General features: G+C 72.5%; 17 protein-coding genes. 15 read left to right on the top strand and 2 right to left on the bottom strand.

Going from position 1 to position 15720, the window contains the following annotated elements:
- From AWQ71_RS18820 to AWQ71_RS18810, 3 genes are read left to right on the top strand one after another with little or no spacing between them, the layout of a single operon-like run.
- Positions 1 to 1071 (top strand): aromatic ring-hydroxylating dioxygenase subunit alpha, encoded by a 1071-nt coding sequence (locus AWQ71_RS18820; RefSeq protein ID WP_067134946.1) that lies wholly within the window; start codon positions 1 to 3, stop codon positions 1069 to 1071.
- A complete protein-coding gene (locus AWQ71_RS18815) occupies positions 1068 to 1256 on the top strand; it encodes a hypothetical protein (protein WP_067134944.1) in 189 nt (62 codons plus the stop codon). The genes AWQ71_RS18820 and AWQ71_RS18815 overlap by 4 nt, the downstream gene beginning before the upstream one ends.
- Positions 1253 to 2101 (top strand): IclR family transcriptional regulator, encoded by an 849-nt coding sequence (locus AWQ71_RS18810; RefSeq protein ID WP_084259039.1) that lies wholly within the window; start codon positions 1253 to 1255, stop codon positions 2099 to 2101. Before AWQ71_RS18815 ends, AWQ71_RS18810 begins: the two co-directional genes overlap by 4 nt.
- Here the strand turns inward: AWQ71_RS18810 and mftR are convergent.
- Positions 2077 to 2679, bottom strand: coding sequence for a mycofactocin system transcriptional regulator MftR (gene mftR / locus AWQ71_RS18805; protein WP_157570432.1), 603 nt, complete (start codon positions 2677 to 2679; stop codon positions 2077 to 2079). The genes AWQ71_RS18810 and mftR overlap by 25 nt on opposite strands.
- A gap of 200 nt (positions 2680 to 2879) precedes the next feature.
- Between mftR and mftA the strand changes: the two genes are divergently transcribed.
- Genes mftA through mftF form a run of 7 tightly spaced genes read left to right on the top strand, consistent with a single transcriptional unit; the run spans position 2880 to position 8722 of the window.
- A complete protein-coding gene (mftA, locus tag AWQ71_RS41735) occupies positions 2880 to 2990 on the top strand; it encodes a mycofactocin precursor MftA (RefSeq protein ID WP_066946321.1) in 111 nt (36 codons plus the stop codon).
- A gap of 22 nt (positions 2991 to 3012) precedes the next feature.
- Positions 3013 to 3300, top strand: coding sequence for a mycofactocin biosynthesis chaperone MftB (mftB, locus tag AWQ71_RS18795; RefSeq protein ID WP_245658357.1), 288 nt, complete (start codon positions 3013 to 3015; stop codon positions 3298 to 3300).
- Positions 3297 to 4529, top strand: a complete 1233-nt coding sequence (mftC, locus tag AWQ71_RS18790) for a mycofactocin radical SAM maturase (RefSeq protein WP_067134938.1) — start codon at positions 3297 to 3299, stop codon at positions 4527 to 4529. Before mftB ends, mftC begins: the two co-directional genes overlap by 4 nt.
- Positions 4530 to 4546: 17 nt before the next feature.
- Positions 4547 to 5728 carry a pre-mycofactocin synthase MftD gene (mftD, locus tag AWQ71_RS18785; protein ID WP_067134936.1) on the top strand — a complete coding sequence of 394 codons (1182 nt, stop codon included), beginning with the start codon at positions 4547 to 4549 and terminating at the stop codon, positions 5726 to 5728.
- Entirely contained in the window at positions 5725 to 6465 is a 741-nt protein-coding gene (mftE, locus tag AWQ71_RS18780; protein WP_067134934.1) for a mycofactocin biosynthesis peptidyl-dipeptidase MftE, read from the top strand. The genes mftD and mftE overlap by 4 nt, the downstream gene beginning before the upstream one ends.
- On the top strand, positions 6462 to 7280 hold the full coding sequence (locus tag AWQ71_RS18775; RefSeq protein ID WP_067134932.1) for a mycofactocin-coupled SDR family oxidoreductase: 819 nt from the start codon (positions 6462 to 6464) through the stop codon (positions 7278 to 7280). Before mftE ends, AWQ71_RS18775 begins: the two co-directional genes overlap by 4 nt.
- Positions 7277 to 8722, top strand: coding sequence for a mycofactocin biosynthesis glycosyltransferase MftF (gene mftF / locus AWQ71_RS18770; RefSeq protein WP_067134930.1), 1446 nt, complete (start codon positions 7277 to 7279; stop codon positions 8720 to 8722). Before AWQ71_RS18775 ends, mftF begins: the two co-directional genes overlap by 4 nt.
- Here mftF and AWQ71_RS18765 read toward each other — a convergent pair.
- Positions 8691 to 9545: an IclR family transcriptional regulator gene (locus tag AWQ71_RS18765; RefSeq protein ID WP_084259037.1), complete on the bottom strand. Its 855-nt coding sequence runs from the start codon at positions 9543 to 9545 to the stop codon at positions 8691 to 8693. The two genes, mftF and AWQ71_RS18765, sit on opposite strands and share 32 nt — an antisense overlap.
- Positions 9546 to 9844: 299 nt before the next feature.
- Here AWQ71_RS18765 and AWQ71_RS18760 point away from each other — a divergent pair, with 299 nt between their 5' ends.
- Genes AWQ71_RS18760 through AWQ71_RS18740 form a run of 5 tightly spaced genes read left to right on the top strand, consistent with a single transcriptional unit; the run spans position 9845 to position 15640 of the window.
- Positions 9845 to 11461: an ABC transporter substrate-binding protein gene (locus tag AWQ71_RS18760; protein WP_067134928.1), complete on the top strand. Its 1617-nt coding sequence runs from the start codon at positions 9845 to 9847 to the stop codon at positions 11459 to 11461.
- A gap of 54 nt (positions 11462 to 11515) precedes the next feature.
- On the top strand, positions 11516 to 12463 hold the full coding sequence (locus AWQ71_RS18755) for an ABC transporter permease (protein ID WP_067134926.1): 948 nt from the start codon (positions 11516 to 11518) through the stop codon (positions 12461 to 12463).
- An 8-nt stretch (positions 12464 to 12471) separates the two neighbouring features.
- Positions 12472 to 13347, top strand: a complete 876-nt coding sequence (locus tag AWQ71_RS18750; protein WP_169806592.1) for an ABC transporter permease — start codon at positions 12472 to 12474, stop codon at positions 13345 to 13347.
- Positions 13344 to 15395, top strand: coding sequence for a dipeptide ABC transporter ATP-binding protein (locus AWQ71_RS18745; protein ID WP_067134922.1), 2052 nt, complete (start codon positions 13344 to 13346; stop codon positions 15393 to 15395). Before AWQ71_RS18750 ends, AWQ71_RS18745 begins: the two co-directional genes overlap by 4 nt.
- On the top strand, positions 15395 to 15640 hold the full coding sequence (locus AWQ71_RS18740) for a hypothetical protein (protein WP_067134920.1): 246 nt from the start codon (positions 15395 to 15397) through the stop codon (positions 15638 to 15640). The genes AWQ71_RS18745 and AWQ71_RS18740 overlap by 1 nt, the downstream gene beginning before the upstream one ends.
- Positions 15641 to 15720: the final 80 nt, after the last annotated feature.

Raw genomic sequence — 15720 nt, 5'->3', positions numbered from 1 at the left:
ATGACTGCTTTCGTGCGCAACCAGTGGTATGTCGCCGCCTATGCTCGCGAGGTCGGGCGCGATCTGCTCGCCAGGACGATCCTCGGCGAGCCGCTGGTCCTCTACCGGACCACGGAGGGCGCGCCCGTCGCGCTGGCCGACCGGTGCGTGCACCGGCGCTACCCGCTGTCGGAGAGCAGGCTGGAGGGCGACACGATCGTCTGCGGCTATCACGGCTTCACCTACGACAAGGGCGGCGCCTGCGTCTTCGTCCCCGGGCAGACCAGGATCCCGCGCACCGCCCGGGTGGCCTCGTACCCGGTGGTGGAGCAGGACTCCTTCATCTGGGTGTGGATCGGCGACCGCGACCTCGCGGACCCCGCGCTGATCCCCAGGGCGCCCTGGCTGGACGACTCCCGCTACACGGTGGTGTGCGGGATGGAGCCGCTGGCCGCACGCTACCAGCTCCTGGTCGACAACCTGATGGATCTCTCCCACGAGACCTACCTGCACGGCGGCTACATTGGCACGCCGGAAGTGGCCAACACCCCGATCACCACCGAGGTGGACGAGGAGAACGCGATCATCCACGTCAGCCGGCACATGGCCGACGCGGAGTGCCCGCCCTTCTACGCCAAGTCCACCGGCATCCAGGGCCGGATCACCCGCTGGCAGGACATCGAGTACCACCCGCCGTGCCTGTACCTGCTGCACAGCCGGATCGCGCCGGTCGGCGTGCTGCCGAACGAGGACGGCGGCGACCCGAACGGCTTCCACGTCGAGATCGTCTACGCCATCACGCCGGAGACCGAGAACACCACGCTCGACTTCTGGGCGGTGGCCCGCGACTTCGCGCTCGACGACGAGGAGGTGACCGCCTTCCTCGCCGAGAGCAACCGCACCGTCGTCATGCAGGACGTGGTCGCGCTCGACCTGCTGGAGAAGGTGATCGCGAACGAGCCGGAGGGCTACCAGGAGCTGTCGATCAACATCGACACCGGCGCGCTGGCCGCCCGGCGGATCCTCAAGCGGATGGTCGCGGAAAGCGCTGCCGCCGCGTCCGTCCGCTCCGCCCAGACAGTGCCGTCGTGACTTCGACGGGGCTGCCCGGCGGCGGCGCCGTCTACCGGGTCGACTGGACGCCGGGCACGGACGTGCTGGACGGCACCTGCCACTGCGGGGCGCGGCACTTCTCGGAAGACCCGGTCGAGCTGTGGGAGTGGCTGCTCGCCCACCCGGAGGGACACCACCCGCCCGCCGGCGGGGAGGGCGCATGACGGCCGGGACGATCGCGGACGCCGCGCCCACGGTGGAGCCGGGCCGGTCGGTCACCGCCAAGGTGCTCGCCATGCTGGCGGCGTTCACCGCCGAGGAGCCGGAGCTCACCCTGAGCCAGCTCGCCCGCCGGGCCCGGCTGAGCCTGCCCACCGCGCACCGCAGGGCGGCCGAGCTGGTCGAGTGGGGCGCGCTGGAGCGCGACGCGCGAGGCCGGTACCGGATCGGCCTGCGGCTGTGGGAGGTAGCCTCGCTCGCCCCGCGCGGCGTGGGGCTGCGCGACGCGGCCATGCCGTTCCTGGAGGACCTGTACGAGGTCACCCACGAGAACGTGCAGCTCGCGGTGCGCGAGGGCGCGGAGATCGTCTACGTGGAGCGGATCGCCGGGCTGCACGCGGTGCCGGTGTGGACCAGGGTCGGCGGCCGGTTCGCGATGCACGCCACCGGGGTCGGCCTGGTGCTGCTCGCGCACGCGCCGGCGAGTGTGCAGCAGGAGGTGCTCGGGCTGCCGCTGCGCCGGTTCACGGACCGGACGGTGACCGACCCGAAGGCGCTGCGCCGGATCCTGGCCGACATTCGCCGCCTCGGGTACGCGGTCAGCGACGGGCAGGTGACCCTGGACGCGCTGTCGGTGGCCGCGCCGATCTTCGATCCGGACGGCGAGGTCGTCGCCGCGGTGTCCCTGGTGGTGCGGGCGGACGGCGCGCAGCCGGCCGCGCTGGCCCCGCTGGTGCAGACGGCGGCGCGCGGCATCACCCGCGCGTCGCGCGTCACGGCGGCGGGCCGGCCGGTGATGCGGAGTCCGCCTCGGCCGGTCCCGGCTCAGCGTCCCGGTTCCGCCAGGTAGGCCCGCAGCCCGGCGAGCGCCTCGTCGAGGAGCTCCTCGATCGAGCGGCCCTCCTGCTCCAGCCACTGCTCGTACGCGGACAGCGCGAGCGCGAGCGAGACCTGCCCGACCATCCGCGGCAGCAGGTCGGCGGGGGCGAGGCCGTACCGGCCCGCGACGTAGCGCGCGATGACCTCGCGCCACTGCCGGTACCGGAGGGTGGAGTGGGCCTGCAGCGCCGGGGTGCGCAGCAGCAGCGTCATCCGCTGCCGGTGCTGGGACAGCGCCGCGTCGTCGAAGCGGTTGAAGGCGAGCACCGCCCGGTGCACCGCCTCGCGCACCGGGATGTCGCGCGGCATCGCGTCCAGGGATCGGGCGAGGGTGGCGAGGCTCTCGTCGAACTGTCCCCACGGGATGTCGTTCTTGGACGGGTAGTACCGGAACAGGGTGCGCCGCCCGATGCCCGCCGCCTCGGCGATCGCGTCCACCGTGGTCGCCTCGAACCCGCGCTCCTCGAACAGCGTGAACGCCGCGCGCTCGATCGCGGCGTGGTCGGTGACGGGCTTGCGGCCCTGCGGGTGCCTCGATCGGGTGGTCACGGTCAACCAAGTTAACGCCTCGTACGGGTGGCTTCGCGCCGGTCAGGATCACACGCCATATCCGACACATCATGATCTTTCCGGCAAACATCCGGATCGATGCGAAACAACCGCAAAATGTCCCTTCTTTTTGGCCCTCAGTGCCATTAATGTTCCGTTACCGGCCGCGCACCGCGGCCCGGTGGAAGACAGGAGCTGTCATGGAGAAGCGAATCGTGTCCCCGGAGGAGTCCGCCCCCGCGAGCGACGAGCTCTTCGAGGAGTCGCTGATCGAAGAGGTCTCGATCGACGGGATGTGCGGCGTCTACTAGCGGACCGGGCAGGGAGCCGATCGTGACCGAGATCCTTGACCAGCCGTGGGAGCTGTCCCCCTCGGTGGCCCTCCGGCCGGAGCCGTTCGGAGCGCTGGCCTACCACTTCGGCAACCGGCGCCTGACCTTCCTCAAGCGCAGGGAGCTCGTTGAGGTGGTCCGTAGCCTGGGCGACTCGCCCGACGCGCGTACGGCGTTGGCGCGGGCGGGCGTGCCCGCCGGCCGGTGGGACGCCTACGCCGTGGCCCTTCGCGGCCTCGCCCAAGCCGACATGATCCGTCGCCGCGACACCGGAGGAGAAGAACGATGATCAACCCGATCGGCTCCGCCACCCGGCCCGCCACGCTCGTCGAGCACTTCGAGCACGGGCTGGACGCCCCGATCTGCCTCACCTGGGAGCTGACCTACGCCTGCAACCTGTCCTGCGTCCACTGCCTGTCCTCCTCCGGCAGGCGCGACCCGCGCGAGCTGAGCACCGAGCAGTGCGAGGCCGTGATCGACGAGCTGCGGGCGATGCAGGTCTTCTACGTCAACATCGGCGGCGGCGAGCCCACCGTGCGCCCCGACTTCTGGCACCTGCTGGAGTACGCGGTCGACCACCAGGTCGGCGTCAAGTTCTCCACCAACGGCGTGCGGATCGACCTGCCCCGGGCCCGCTACCTCGCCTCCACCGACTACGTCGACGTCCAGGTGTCCCTCGACGGCGCCACCGCCGAGGTCAACGACCGGGTCCGCGGACCCGGCTCGTACGCCATGGCGCTGCGCGCACTGGACAACCTGGCCGCGGCCGGGTTCACGGACGCCAAGATCTCCGTCGTGGTCACCCGCGAGAACGCCGGCCAACTCGACGAGTTCAAGCGCATCGCCGACGAGCACGGCGCCACCCTGCGGCTCACCAGGCTCCGCCCGTCCGGCCGGGGCGCCGACGTCTGGGACGAGCTGCACCCGACCCCCGCGCAGCAGCGCGAGCTGTACGACTGGCTGGTCCGGGCCGGGGAGAACGTGCTGACCGGCGACTCGTTCTTCCACCTCGCCGGGTTCGGCGAGAAGCTGCCGGGCCTGAACATGTGCGGCGCGGGCCGCGTGGTCTGCCTGATCGACCCGATCGGCGACGTCTACGCCTGCCCGTTCGCCATCCACGACACCTTCCTGGCCGGGAACGTCCTGACCGACGGCGGGTTCGCCGAGGTGTGGCGCACTTCCGAGCTGTTCCGGCGGCTGCGCGCCCCGAGCGGCGGCGGCGCGTGCGCCTCCTGCCGGTTCTACGACGTGTGCCGGGGCGGGTGCATGGCGGCCAAGTTCTTCACCGGTCTGCCGCTGGACGGGCCGGACCCCGAATGCGTCCAGGGGTACGGCGAGGCCGCGCTGGCCGACCCGGCCCGCACCGTGCCCGCCCAGCGCCAGGACCATTCGCACCGCACCCGGCCGCGGGCCGCGGCGCCGGTTCCGGTCCAGATCGGCGCGCGGCCGGATCCGGCGGCCCCGCCCGCCTCCCCCTGCGCGGAGAGCCCGCTCGCCGGGTTCCGCGTGACCGACTGAGCTGTGAGAGGTGAGTCATGGGCAAGTGGTTCGAGACCGTCGCGGAGGCGCGTCGGCGGGCGAAGCGGAGGTTGCCCAGGTCGGTGTACGGCGCCCTGCTGGCCGGATCGGAGAAGGGCGTCTCGTTCAGGGACAACACCGCGGCGTTCGCCGAGCTGGGCTTCGCCCCGCACGTGGCGGGCCTGTCGGCCAAGCGCGACATGGCGACGACGGTCATGGGACAGCAGATCTCGCTGCCCGTGATCATCTCGCCCACTGGTGTCCAGGCCGTCCACCCCGACGGTGAGGTGGCCGTGGCACGGGCCGCCGCCGCGCGCGGTACCGCGATGGGGCTCAGCTCGTTCGCCAGCAAGCCGGTCGAGGAGGTCGTGGCCGCGAACTCCGCGACCTTCTTCCAGATGTACTGGATGGGCGACAAGGACTCGATGGTCCGGCGGATGGAGCGGGCCCGCGCGGCCGGGGCGGTCGGCCTGATCGCCACCCTCGACTGGTCGTTCTCCAACGGGCGCGACTGGGGGAGCCCGTGGATCCCCGAGCGGCTCGACCTGAAGGCGATCGCCAGATTCGCCCCCGAGGGGCTGTCCCGGCCCGGCTGGCTGCTGGACTTCCTGCGCTCCGGCGGCGTGCCGGATCTGACCGTGCCCAACCTGACCGACCCGGGCGAGCCCCCGCTGACCTTCTTCGGCGCGTACGGCGAGTGGATGCAGACATCCCTTCCGACCTGGGACGACATCGCCTGGATGCGGGAGCGGTGGGACGGGCCGTTCATGCTCAAGGGCGTGTGCCGGGTGGACGACGCCCGGCGCGCGGTCGACGCCGGGGTCACCGCGATCTCGGTGTCCAACCACGGCGGCAACAACCTGGACGGCACTCCGGCGCCGATCCGCGCCCTGCCCGCGGTGGTCGAGGCGGTCGGCGACCGGATCGAGGTGCTGCTGGACGGCGGCGTCCGGCGCGGCGGCGACGTCGTGAAGGCGCTGGCGCTCGGCGCGCGGGCGGTGATGATCGGTCGCGCCTACCTGTGGGGCCTCGGCGCGGGCGGCCAGGCCGGGGTGGAGAACGTGCTCGACATCCTGCGCGGCGGCATCGACTCGGCCCTGCTCGGGCTGGGCCGGTCCTCCATCCATGAGCTGACCCCGGACGATGTGGTCGTCCCTCCCGGGTTCACCCGCACCCTCGGCGCGACGGAGTCGGCGTGACGCCGCCGGACGCGCGGCTGTCCGGGCTGGCCTGGACGGCGCTGCCGGAGCGGCCGCTGGTCCTCGTGCCGGTCGGCTCCGTCGAGCAGCACGGCCCGCACCTGCCGTTGGACACCGACACGGCCATCGCGGTGGCGGTGGCCGAGGGGGCGGCGGCCCGGTGGCGGGAGCGGCGCCCGGACGAGCCCGTCCTCGTCGCGCCGCCGCTCAGCTACACCGCCAGCGGGGAGCACCAGTCGTTCCCCGGGACAATCTCGATCGGCAACGAGGCACTCCGGCACACCCTGGTGGAGCTGGTCCGCTCGCTGTCCATCTGGTCCGGGCGGATCGTGTTCGTCAACGCGCACGGCGGGAACGCGCGGACCCTGTCCGACGCGGTGGCACAGATGATCTACGAGCGGCACGAGGTCGCCTGGGTGCCGTGCGAGACGGAGACCGTCGACGCGCACGCCGGATACACCGAGACCTCACTGATGCTGCACCTTGCCCCGGGCCGGGTGGACCTGGCCAGGGCCGCGCCCGGCAATACCGCGCCCATCGGGGAGTTGATGGCCGGCATCGTCGCGGGCGGCGTCGCCGCCGTGTCCCCGTCCGGCGTGCTCGGCGACCCCACCGGGGCCACCGCGGCCGAGGGGGCGCGGGTCCTGGGCGAGATGGTCGCGGAGGCGACCGACCTGATCGAGCGCGGCGTCGCCGACGATGGCGGCCGGCTCCGGGCCGAGGCGAGCCGGAGGTGAGCGAGGAGGGCCGTCCTCCGCGGGTCGCCTTGGTCACCGGTGCCGCTCGCGGCATCGGCGCGGAGATCGTCCGGGCGCTCTGCCGTCAGGGCTACCGGGTGGTCGCGGTGGACTGGTGCGCGGGCGGCGCGGGACTCGCCCGCGCGCCGGGCGCGGACTACCCGCAGCCGGAGGTCGCCGCACTGCACGCCTTGCGCGACGCGCATCCCGGCCAGGTCGCCGCCGTGGTGGCGGACGTGCGGGACCGCGCGGCGCTGGAGGCCGCCGCCGCGCTTGCGGTCGAGCGGTTCGGCCGGCTCGACGCCGCGGTGGCCGCCGCCGCGGTGATCGCCGGCGGCCGGCCGCTGTGGGAGACGCCCGACCCGGAGCTGCGGACGCTGTGGGAGATCGACGTGCTCGGCGTGTGGAACACCGCCGCGGCGACCGTGCCCCGGATGCTCGGCGGCCCCGACCCCGGCGGCTGCCGGTTCGTCGCGGTCGCCTCGGCCGCCGGGACCCGCGGCCTGTTCCACCTGGCCGGGTACGGCATGGCCAAGCACGCCGTGATCGGGCTGGTCCGCGGGCTGGCCGCCGACCTGGCCGGCACCGGGGTGACCGCGGTCGCGGTCTCGCCCGGTTCCACCCGCACCTCGATGCTGGCCGCCACGGCGGCGCTGTACGGGATCGACGACGTCGAGTCGTTCGCGTCGTCCCAGCTGAACGGGCGGCTCATCGAGCCCGCCGAGATCGCGGAGCTCATCGCGTTCCACTGCTCCAGGGCGGGTGGCGTCGCGAACGGCTCCGTGGTGAGCGCCGAGGGAGGGTTCCGCGGATGAGCGACCGGCTGCCCGACGGATTCGTCGTCGAGCTGGGCCGCGAGGTCCGGGCGTACGACGGCGGACGCACCCTGGTGGGCGGCGCGCCGCCCCGCCTGATCCACCTCACCGGGCGGGCCGCGACGATCCTCTCCGGGCGCCGGATCCGGGTCGCCGACCCGTGGTCGGAGCGGCTCGCGGCCCGGCTGCTCGCGCTCGGCATGGCCGATCCGGTCGCCCGGGAGCTGCCGCCGGTCGAGCTGTCCGAGGTCACCGTCGTGGTCCCGGTGCGCGACCGGCCCGCCGAGCTCGACCGGCTGCTGGCCGGCCTGGGCGGGCGCGTGGCGGTGATCGTGGTCGACGACCGCTCCGACGACGCGGCGGCGGTGGCCGAGGTGGCCGGACGGCACGGCGCGGAGCTGGTCGCGCTGCCCCGCAACGTCGGCCCGGCGGGCGCGCGCAACGCGGGCCTCGCACGGGTCCGCACGCCGTACGTGGCGTTCGTGGACTCCGACGTGGTGGTCGATCCCGACGCGGTGGCGACACTGTTGCGGCACTTCCACCATCCCGGCGTCGCCGCGGTCGCGCCCCGGGTGCTCGGCCTGGACGCCTCCGCCGGGCGGCGGCAGAACTGGATCTCCCGGTACGAGGCGGTCCGCTCGTCGCTGGACCTCGGGCCGGTCCCCGGGACGGTGCGCCCGCGCTCGCCGGTGGGCTGGGTGCCCAGCGCCTGCCTGGTGGCGCGGGTCGCCGCGCTCGGCGATGGCTACGCCGACGGCATGCGGGTGGCCGAGGACGTCGACCTGGTCTGGCGGTTGGCGGCCGCCGCATGGCAGGTCAGGTACGAGCCCGCGGTCGCGGTCAGGCACGACCACCGGACCGGGTTCCGGTCGTGGCTGGGCCGCAAGGCGTTCTACGGGACCGGCGCGCACACGCTGGCGCGGCGGCACGGCGTCGCGGTGGCCCCGGCCGCGCTCGCGCCGTGGAGCGTGGCCGCGGTCGGGGCGCTGCTCGCGCAGCGGCGCTGGTCGGCGCCGGCGGCCGCCGTGGTGCTGGCCGGGGTGTCCGTACGGCTCACCCGTACGGTGTCCCGGAGCGACAGCCCGCGGCGGCTGGCGGCCGTCCTGACCGGGCTCGGGCTCGCCGGCGCGCTGGGGCAGACGAGCGCGCTGCTGTTGCGACATTGGTGGCCGCTCAGCCTCGCCGGATGCCTGGTCTCCCGCCGGGTTCGCCGGGCGGTGCTCGTGGCGGCGCTGGCGGACGGGATCGTGGAGTATCGCAAGACCCGTCCGCGGCTGGACCCGGTGCGGTTCGTGGTCGCCCGGCGGCTCGACGATCTCGCCTACGGCGCCGGGGTGTGGGCCGGCGCCGTCAGGGGGCGCTCGGCTCGGTCCCTGCTGCCCGATGTACGGGGAGCCTCGGGACGGTCGGTCAGCGGCCCTGCCTCGGGACGCTCCGGTTGAGGCCGCGGATCCGCGGCGGTGAGGAGACCGGCACGCCCGACACGGGGGTGGCCGAAGGCGCGCCGAGCGCGCGGGAGATGCCGCGGGCGGTCGCGGCCAGCGCGGGCACCAGGGAGTGCGGCGAGGCGGAGCCGGTCGGCACGGTCACGCCGACCGCCGCGACGACGGCGTCCCGCGGGCCGCGGATCGGCGCCGCGATGGCCAGGGCGTCCTGGGTGAGCTGGTTCTCGGTGATGGCGACGCCGGACTTGCGCACCTCGGCCAGCCGGACCCGCAGGGCCTCCGGGCAGGTCACGGTCTGCGCGGTGAACTGGCGCAGCTTCGAGCGGAGCACCTCCTCCTGGAATTCCTGGGAGGAGTACGCGAGCAGGACGAGGCCGGTTCCGGTGGCGTGCATCGGCCAGCGCCCGCCGAGCCTGCTCAGCACCGGGACGCCGTGCCGGGCGCGCAGCGACTCGATGTAGATGACGTCGTGCCCGTCGGCGACCGCGAGGTGGATGTTGGCGTGCGTGGCGTGCCGCAGGTCGTCGAGGAAGGGGAGGGCGACCTCGCGGAGCTGCAGGCCCTGGGGTGCCAGGGTGCCGAGTTCGAGGATGCGCAGGCCGATGGTGTACCTGCCGTCGTTGTCGCGGCGGAGCGCGCCCCAGGTGCGCAGTTCGTTGACGAGCCGGTGGGTCGTGGTCAGGGTCAGGCCCGTGCGGCGGCTGATCTCGCTGAGCGAGAGCGCCAGGTGCTCGCTGCTGAAGACGCCGAGGATCGAGAGCACCCGCTGGGCGGAAGTGAGCCGGGTCGGTTCCGAGGAGGTGGCTGCGAGAACAGTCATACGCTCACCTACGTGCCGGGTCAAAAAGCGACCAATGTTACGTAAACGTAAATCAGGCTACACATGTGGACAGACTTTAGGAAGCGATACGGACGGGACGAAAACGGTCTTCCGTTCGACGGAAGTTCCGTTCCTTTCCGGCCCTGAAACGGGGCCGCCGGGCGATTTCCGGTGACTTCTTCCGCGACGTGGAAGCACTGATTACGGCGCATCGGTGCGGAACCTACATTGCCTGAGCACGGGCTCAAGTGGCCCCGGTCACAGTCGCTGGCTCACCCCAGCCTTCAGGAGGATCCGCCATGTCACGTCCACGCCGCGTCGCCGGGACGAAGAGAGCCGTCGCCGGCGCGGTAGCGGTGACAGCCGCCGCAGTCCTGTCCGCCTGCTCGGGCGGCACGTCCACCGCCGCGGGCGAGCCCGGAACGGCGACGGGTGCTCCCAAAGCCGGCGGAGACGCCCGGCTGCTGATCACTCAGGCGATCTTCTCGCTGGACCCCGCCGCCGTGCAGACCGGCAACTACGGCGCGCAGGGCGGCTACATGCAGGCGCTCTACGACGTGCTGTTCTACGCCGACATCGCCACGAACACGGTCACCGGCCAGCTCGGCGAGCGCATCGAGCCGGTCGACGACACCTGCGAGAGCTGGACGCTCGTGCTCAAGCCGGGCCTGAAGTTCACCGACGGCACCCCGCTGGACGCCGAGGCCGTCGTCTTCAACTGGGAACGCATCCAGGACCCGGAGACGGCGTCGCCGCAGGCGCCCAAGCTCGCCGGCGTCACGGCGAGCGCCAAGAACGACACCACGGTCGACATCCGGCTCAAGACCGCCAACTGCGCCTTCGACCGGATCGTGGCGAACTCGCTGGGCTACATCGCCTCGCCGACCGCGATCAAGGCGTCGGGCAAGCAGTACGCGGAGAAGCCGGTGGGCGCGGGACCGTTCAAGCTCGCCCAGTGGAACCGCACCGCGAACGAACTGAAGCTGGTCAAGAACGAGGACTACCTCACCCCTGGCGAGCCGCACCTGGACAGCGTCACGTTCGCCACCGCCGGCAACGCGGCCACGGTGATCGACTCCATCGTGTCCGGCCAGGTCCAGATCGCCAACAACGTGTCCACCCCCACCGCCGTGGATGACGCGATGGCGGCCGGCCTCGGCGTGACGACGCTCAAGCCCAGCGGAGGCGCGGCGTACCAGTTCAACGAGAAGAAGGCGCCGTTCGGCGAGCTGTGCGCGCGGCAGGCGCTGGCCTACGCGCTCGACCCGGCCGCGATCGACAAGGCGCTGAACCAGTCGCAGAAGGTCGGCGGCCCCACCTACGGCCTGATGGACCCGTCCTCCGCCTTCCATGACGAGTCGCTGAAGTTCCCCTCGGCCGACCCGGCCAAGGCCGCTGAGGCCGTCAAGGAGTGCGAGGCCAAGGGCAACCCGCTGCGTTTCACCATCACCGCGCTGCCCGGCACCGACCAGAAGCTCGCCGAGTACGTCGCCAGCCGGCTCAACCAGGTGGGCGGCTTCGACGTCAAGGTCGAGATCATCACCGCCGCCGACGCGTACACGAAGATCTTCGTGAACCGCGACTTCCAGGTCACCAGCTACCCGGGCGGCATGAAGTTCCACGACCCGGACCCGCTGTTCGGCGACTGGCTGTCCTCCGGCGGCGCCACCAACCTCACCGGCTACGCCACCAAGGAGATGGACGACGCCCTGGTCGCCGCCCGCGGCTCCCGCGACGAGAAGGACCGGATCGCCGCGTACCGGAAGGTGCAGGAGATCTGGACCACCGACCTGCCGTTCTGGATCTGGGGCAAGCCGATCTCGTTCTTCGTCCACGACGCGAAGCTGACCGGCGTCGAGCCGGTGAACGGCGGACTGGACATCCTCCTCACGCAGAAGCTCGCGTACACCGGGTAACCGGGCCGACGTGCTGAACCCGTACAAACCTCACGAACGGAATCAGGAGGGAAGATGAGCAGCACCACGTTCGTGGCGAAGAAGCTCAGCCATCTCCTCGCTGTCGTCCTCCTGGTCTCCCTCGGCGTGACCGCCCTGCTCTCGCAGGGCGGCACCGTCGCCGCCCAGATCCTGGGCCCGAACGCCAACGCCGGGCAGATCGCGGAGCTGGAACGGCAGCTCGGGCTGGACCGGCCCTTCGCCGAGCGGTACCTGTCCTGGCTCGCGGACGCGGTCCGCGGCGACCTGGGCGAGTCGCTGCTCACCCACGTCCCGGTGACCGAGGTGATCGCCAACGGTTTCGCGGTGACCTTCGAGCTGATGGTGCTCGGCCTCGGCATCGCCCTGCTGGTCGCGGTGCCGCTGGCCGCCTACACCGCGAGGAACGTCGGCGGAAAGATCGACACGATCGCGACCGGCGTCTCCTCGCTGTTCATGTCGCTGCCCTCGTTCGTGCTGGCGATCGGGCTGCTCTACGTGTTCGCGGTGCGGCTGGGGATGCTGCCGGTCAGCGGGTGGGTCCCCTTGACCGAGGACCCGGTGGGCAACCTGCGCAGCGCGATCCTGCCCTCCCTGGTGCTGGCCCTGCACCCGATGGCCACGTTCTTCCGGGTGCTGCGCAGCGACATGATCACCACGTTGCAGCAGGACTTCGTGCTGACCGCGCGGGCCAAGGGGCTGAACACCGCCTACATCCTGCTGCGGCACGCGCTGCGGCCGTCGCTGACCACGCTGGTCTCCCTGGCCGGGCTGTCCATCGGCTCGCTGATGACCGGCGCGGTCATCTCCGAAGTGATCTTCCGGCTGCCCGGCATGGGGTCGGCGATCGTCAACGCGGTCACCCAGCGGGACGTCCCCATCGTCCAGGGCCTGGTGCTGCTGGTCGCGCTGACCTATGTGGTGGTCAACACCCTGGTCGACATCCTGCAGGCCGTCATCGACCCGAGAGTGCAGACGTCATGAGCGCGACGATGACGACAGGGCCCGGCACACGGGCCGCCGCGGCCGAGGACGAGGACGCGCCGGTCCGGCGCCGGCCGCCAGTCAGCCTGGTGCTCTGCTCCGCCTGGGTGGTGCTCGTCCTCGCCTCCACCCTGCTGGCCGGGCTGCTGCCGATCGCCGGATACGACGAGCCGGTTGCGGACGGCGCGACCCCGCCGTTCGAGTCCTGGCCCGAGTTCCTCGGCGCCGACAGCGTCGGGCTGAGCGTGCTGTCCCGGGTGATCCACGGTGCACAACTCTCCCTGGCGGTCGCCGTGCTCGGCACCGTCATCGGGATGGCGGGTGGGGTCGCCCTCGGGACGGCCGCCGCCTACTTCAAGGGCTGGCTCGCCACCGTGGTCAACCTGCTCAGCGATGTGGTGCTCGCCTTCCCCGGCCTGGTGCTGCTGCTGGCCATGGCCTCGGTGATGCGGCCGAGCGTCTGGTCGCTGTCGGCCATGCTCGGCCTGCTCAGCCTGCCGTCCAGCCTGCGCATCGCGTACGCGAACGCCAACGTCCAGCTCGGCCGGGATTACGTGCTGGCCGCCCGGGCCCTCGGCACGCCGGCCTGGCGGATGATCGTCCGCGAGGTGCTGCCGAACATCACGCACTCGCTGGTCGCGTTCGGGTTCGTCATGGTGGCGACCTTCATGATCGCCCTGGGGGCGCTCGACTTCCTCGGGATCGGCCTGCCGCCGCCGCGGCCGAGCTGGGGCGGGATGATCGCGTCCGGTTTCGACAGCATCAGGACCCGGCCGTACCTCGTCTTCGTCCCCGCGGCGGTGCTGCTGCTGACCGTGTTCTCGTTCAACACCATCGGTGATCGCCTCCGCGAGCGCGCGGACGGACGGGGAGGACATCTGTGACGCACGACGAGGCGAAGTCGCTGCTGCGGATCCGTGACCTCAGCGTGCGCATCCCGACCGCGCGGGGCGCGATCTGGCCGCTGGACGGGGTCGACCTCGACCTCGGCGCGGGCGAGACGCTCGGCCTGGTCGGCGAATCCGGCTCGGGCAAGTCGATGCTGGTCCGGTCGATCATGGGGGTCACCCCGGCCGCGTCCACACTCTCCGGCGAGCTGACCTTCGACAGCGTGGATCTCGCCGGCGGCCGCACCGAGCAGGCGCGCGGCGTGTGGGGCAAGCGGGTCGCCATGGTCTTCCAGGACTCGATGACGTCGCTCAACCCGGTGGTCCGGATCGGCCGACAGGTCAGCGAGGGCGCCAGGCGGCACCTCGGCCTGACCGCCGCGCAGGCGCGGGAGCGCACGCTTGACCTGCTCGACCTGGTCGGCATCCCGGACCCCCGGGCGCGGCTCGCCCAGTACCCGCACCAGCTGTCCGGCGGCATGCGGCAGCGGGTCGCCATCGCGATGGCGCTGGCCTGCGACCCCGACCTGCTGATCGCCGACGAGGCGACCACCGCGCTGGACGTGACCATCCAGCGGCAGATCCTCGACCTGCTGCAGGAGATCCAGGCCACCCGCAGGATGGCCATGATCATCGTGAGCCACGACCTCGGCGTGGTGGCCAGCCGTACCGACCGGATCGCCGTCATGTACGGCGGCCGGATCGCCGAGGAGTCCGCCACCGGGACGCTGTTCGCAGAGGCCAGGCACCGGTATACCCGGGCGCTGCTCGGGGCGCTGCCCACCCTGGACATGCCGCGGCACAGCGTGCTGCCCACCGTTCCGGGGTCCGCCCCCGACCCGGTGGGACGGCCGCGGGCGTGCCGCTTCGCGCCCCGCTGTCCCGCCGCGGTGGACCGGTGCCGCACCGAGCGGCCACGACTGCTTTCGCAGGGCGACTCCGGTCACCGGTTCGCCTGCTTCGTCCCGGTGGAGCCGGACGCGGCTCCGGCCTCGGCGCACGCCGCCGCGGTGGCCGCCCCGCCCGCCGCGACCGCGGCGGCCGGGCAGCCGCCCCGGCTGGAGGTGCGCGACCTGGTCTGCCGCTACAGGGTGCCGGGCGGCACGATCCACGCGGTGTCCGGGATCAGCTTCGCCATGCCGCCGGGGGAGACCCTCGGCGTGGTCGGCGAGTCCGGCTGCGGCAAGTCCTCCGCCGCCAAGGCGATCGTTCGGCTGCAGCAGGCGGCGAGCGGATCGGTGCTGCTCGACGGCACCGACCTGCTCACCCTCTCTCCGCGCGAGATGCGCAGGCGGCGCACCCGCATCCAGATCGTCCTGCAGGACCCGATCGCCTCGCTCAACCCGCGCAAGACCGTGCGCGGGTGCGTCGCCGAGGGCCTGCTGATCCAGGGCGTACGGGGCGCGGAACTGGCCGCGAAGGTGGACGACGCGCTGCGCGGCGTCGGCGTCGATCCGGACATCCACGGCGGCAAGAAGGCGTACCAGCTTTCCGGCGGGCAGGCGCAGCGCGTCGCCATCGCCCGCGCCATGGCGCTCGACCCGGACGTGCTGGTGTGCGACGAGCCGGTGTCCGCGCTGGACGTGTCGGTCCAGGCGCAGGTGCTCAACCTGCTGGAACGGCTGAAGGCGGAGCGCGGACTCACCATGCTGTTCGTCTCCCATGACCTGAGCGTGGTGCGGAACATCAGCGACCGGGTCGCCGTGATGTACCTCGGCACGATCGTCGAGCTGGGCGACGCGGACCAGGTGTACTCCGCACCGGCCCACCCGTACACCCGGGCGCTCATCGGCGCGGTGCCGGTGCCCGATCCCACCCGGGACCACGCGAGCACGCCCCGCCTGGAGGGCCAGCTCCCCTCGCCGCTGTCTCCGCCGTCCGGCTGCCGGTTCCGTACCAGGTGCCCGATCGCGCGGCAGGAGTGCGCGGACAACGAGCCGCCGCTCGTCGAGGTGGCCCCCGGGCGGCTCGCCGCCTGTCACTTCCCGCTGACCGGCTCTGCGGAGCCGACAGCCCCGTCACCGAGAGCACGAGTGAGGCAGTGATGAAAGACGACGCCCGACTTGAGCAGATGGCCGCGACCCTGGCCGTCGACGGCTATCACCTGACCGTCGAGGAGAGCGGAGCCGGGTTCGACGTCCGGATCACCGCCGACCCGGAGACCTGCGGCGACTGTCTGGTGCCCAAGAAGATCCTGGTCACCATGCTGCAGCCGATCCTCGGCGTCGACGCGGACGCGATCCGGCTGACCTATCCGAACGACTCCCAGCCTGCCGTGGGCCCGGAGTGACCGCCGCACCGCGTCGGCCCGGTCCCGATGGGGCCATCGAGCGGTCGGAGACGAAGAGCCGGCTGACCCGTGTGGACGGG

Origin of the sequence: Microtetraspora malaysiensis, from assembly GCF_001528665.1 — a bacterium.
Classification (GTDB): Bacteria; Actinomycetota; Actinomycetes; order Streptosporangiales; family Streptosporangiaceae; genus Microtetraspora_A; species Microtetraspora_A malaysiensis.
The sequence above is the reverse complement of the archived record's forward strand: the minus strand, read 5'-3'. Positions and strand labels throughout refer to the sequence as shown.

Excerpts from the sequence above, each read along its gene's own strand:
- AWQ71_RS18820 (WP_067134946.1), top strand. The coding sequence starts at position 1 with ATGACTGCTTTCGTGCGCAACCAGTGGTATGTCGCCGCCTATGCTCGC.
- AWQ71_RS18810 (WP_084259039.1), top strand. The coding sequence starts at position 1,253 with ATGACGGCCGGGACGATCGCGGACGCCGCGCCCACGGTGGAGCCGGGC.
- mftA (WP_066946321.1), top strand. The coding sequence starts at position 2,880 with ATGGAGAAGCGAATCGTGTCCCCGGAGGAGTCCGCCCCCGCGAGCGAC.
- mftC (WP_067134938.1), top strand. The coding sequence starts at position 3,297 with ATGATCAACCCGATCGGCTCCGCCACCCGGCCCGCCACGCTCGTCGAG.
- mftD (WP_067134936.1), top strand. The coding sequence starts at position 4,547 with ATGGGCAAGTGGTTCGAGACCGTCGCGGAGGCGCGTCGGCGGGCGAAG.
- mftF (WP_067134930.1), top strand. The coding sequence starts at position 7,277 with ATGAGCGACCGGCTGCCCGACGGATTCGTCGTCGAGCTGGGCCGCGAG.
- AWQ71_RS18765 (WP_084259037.1), bottom strand. The coding sequence starts at position 9,545 with ATGACTGTTCTCGCAGCCACCTCCTCGGAACCGACCCGGCTCACTTCC.
- AWQ71_RS18760 (WP_067134928.1), top strand. The coding sequence starts at position 9,845 with ATGTCACGTCCACGCCGCGTCGCCGGGACGAAGAGAGCCGTCGCCGGC.
- AWQ71_RS18755 (WP_067134926.1), top strand. The coding sequence starts at position 11,516 with ATGAGCAGCACCACGTTCGTGGCGAAGAAGCTCAGCCATCTCCTCGCT.
- AWQ71_RS18750 (WP_169806592.1), top strand. The coding sequence starts at position 12,472 with ATGACGACAGGGCCCGGCACACGGGCCGCCGCGGCCGAGGACGAGGAC.
- AWQ71_RS18740 (WP_067134920.1), top strand. The coding sequence starts at position 15,395 with ATGAAAGACGACGCCCGACTTGAGCAGATGGCCGCGACCCTGGCCGTC.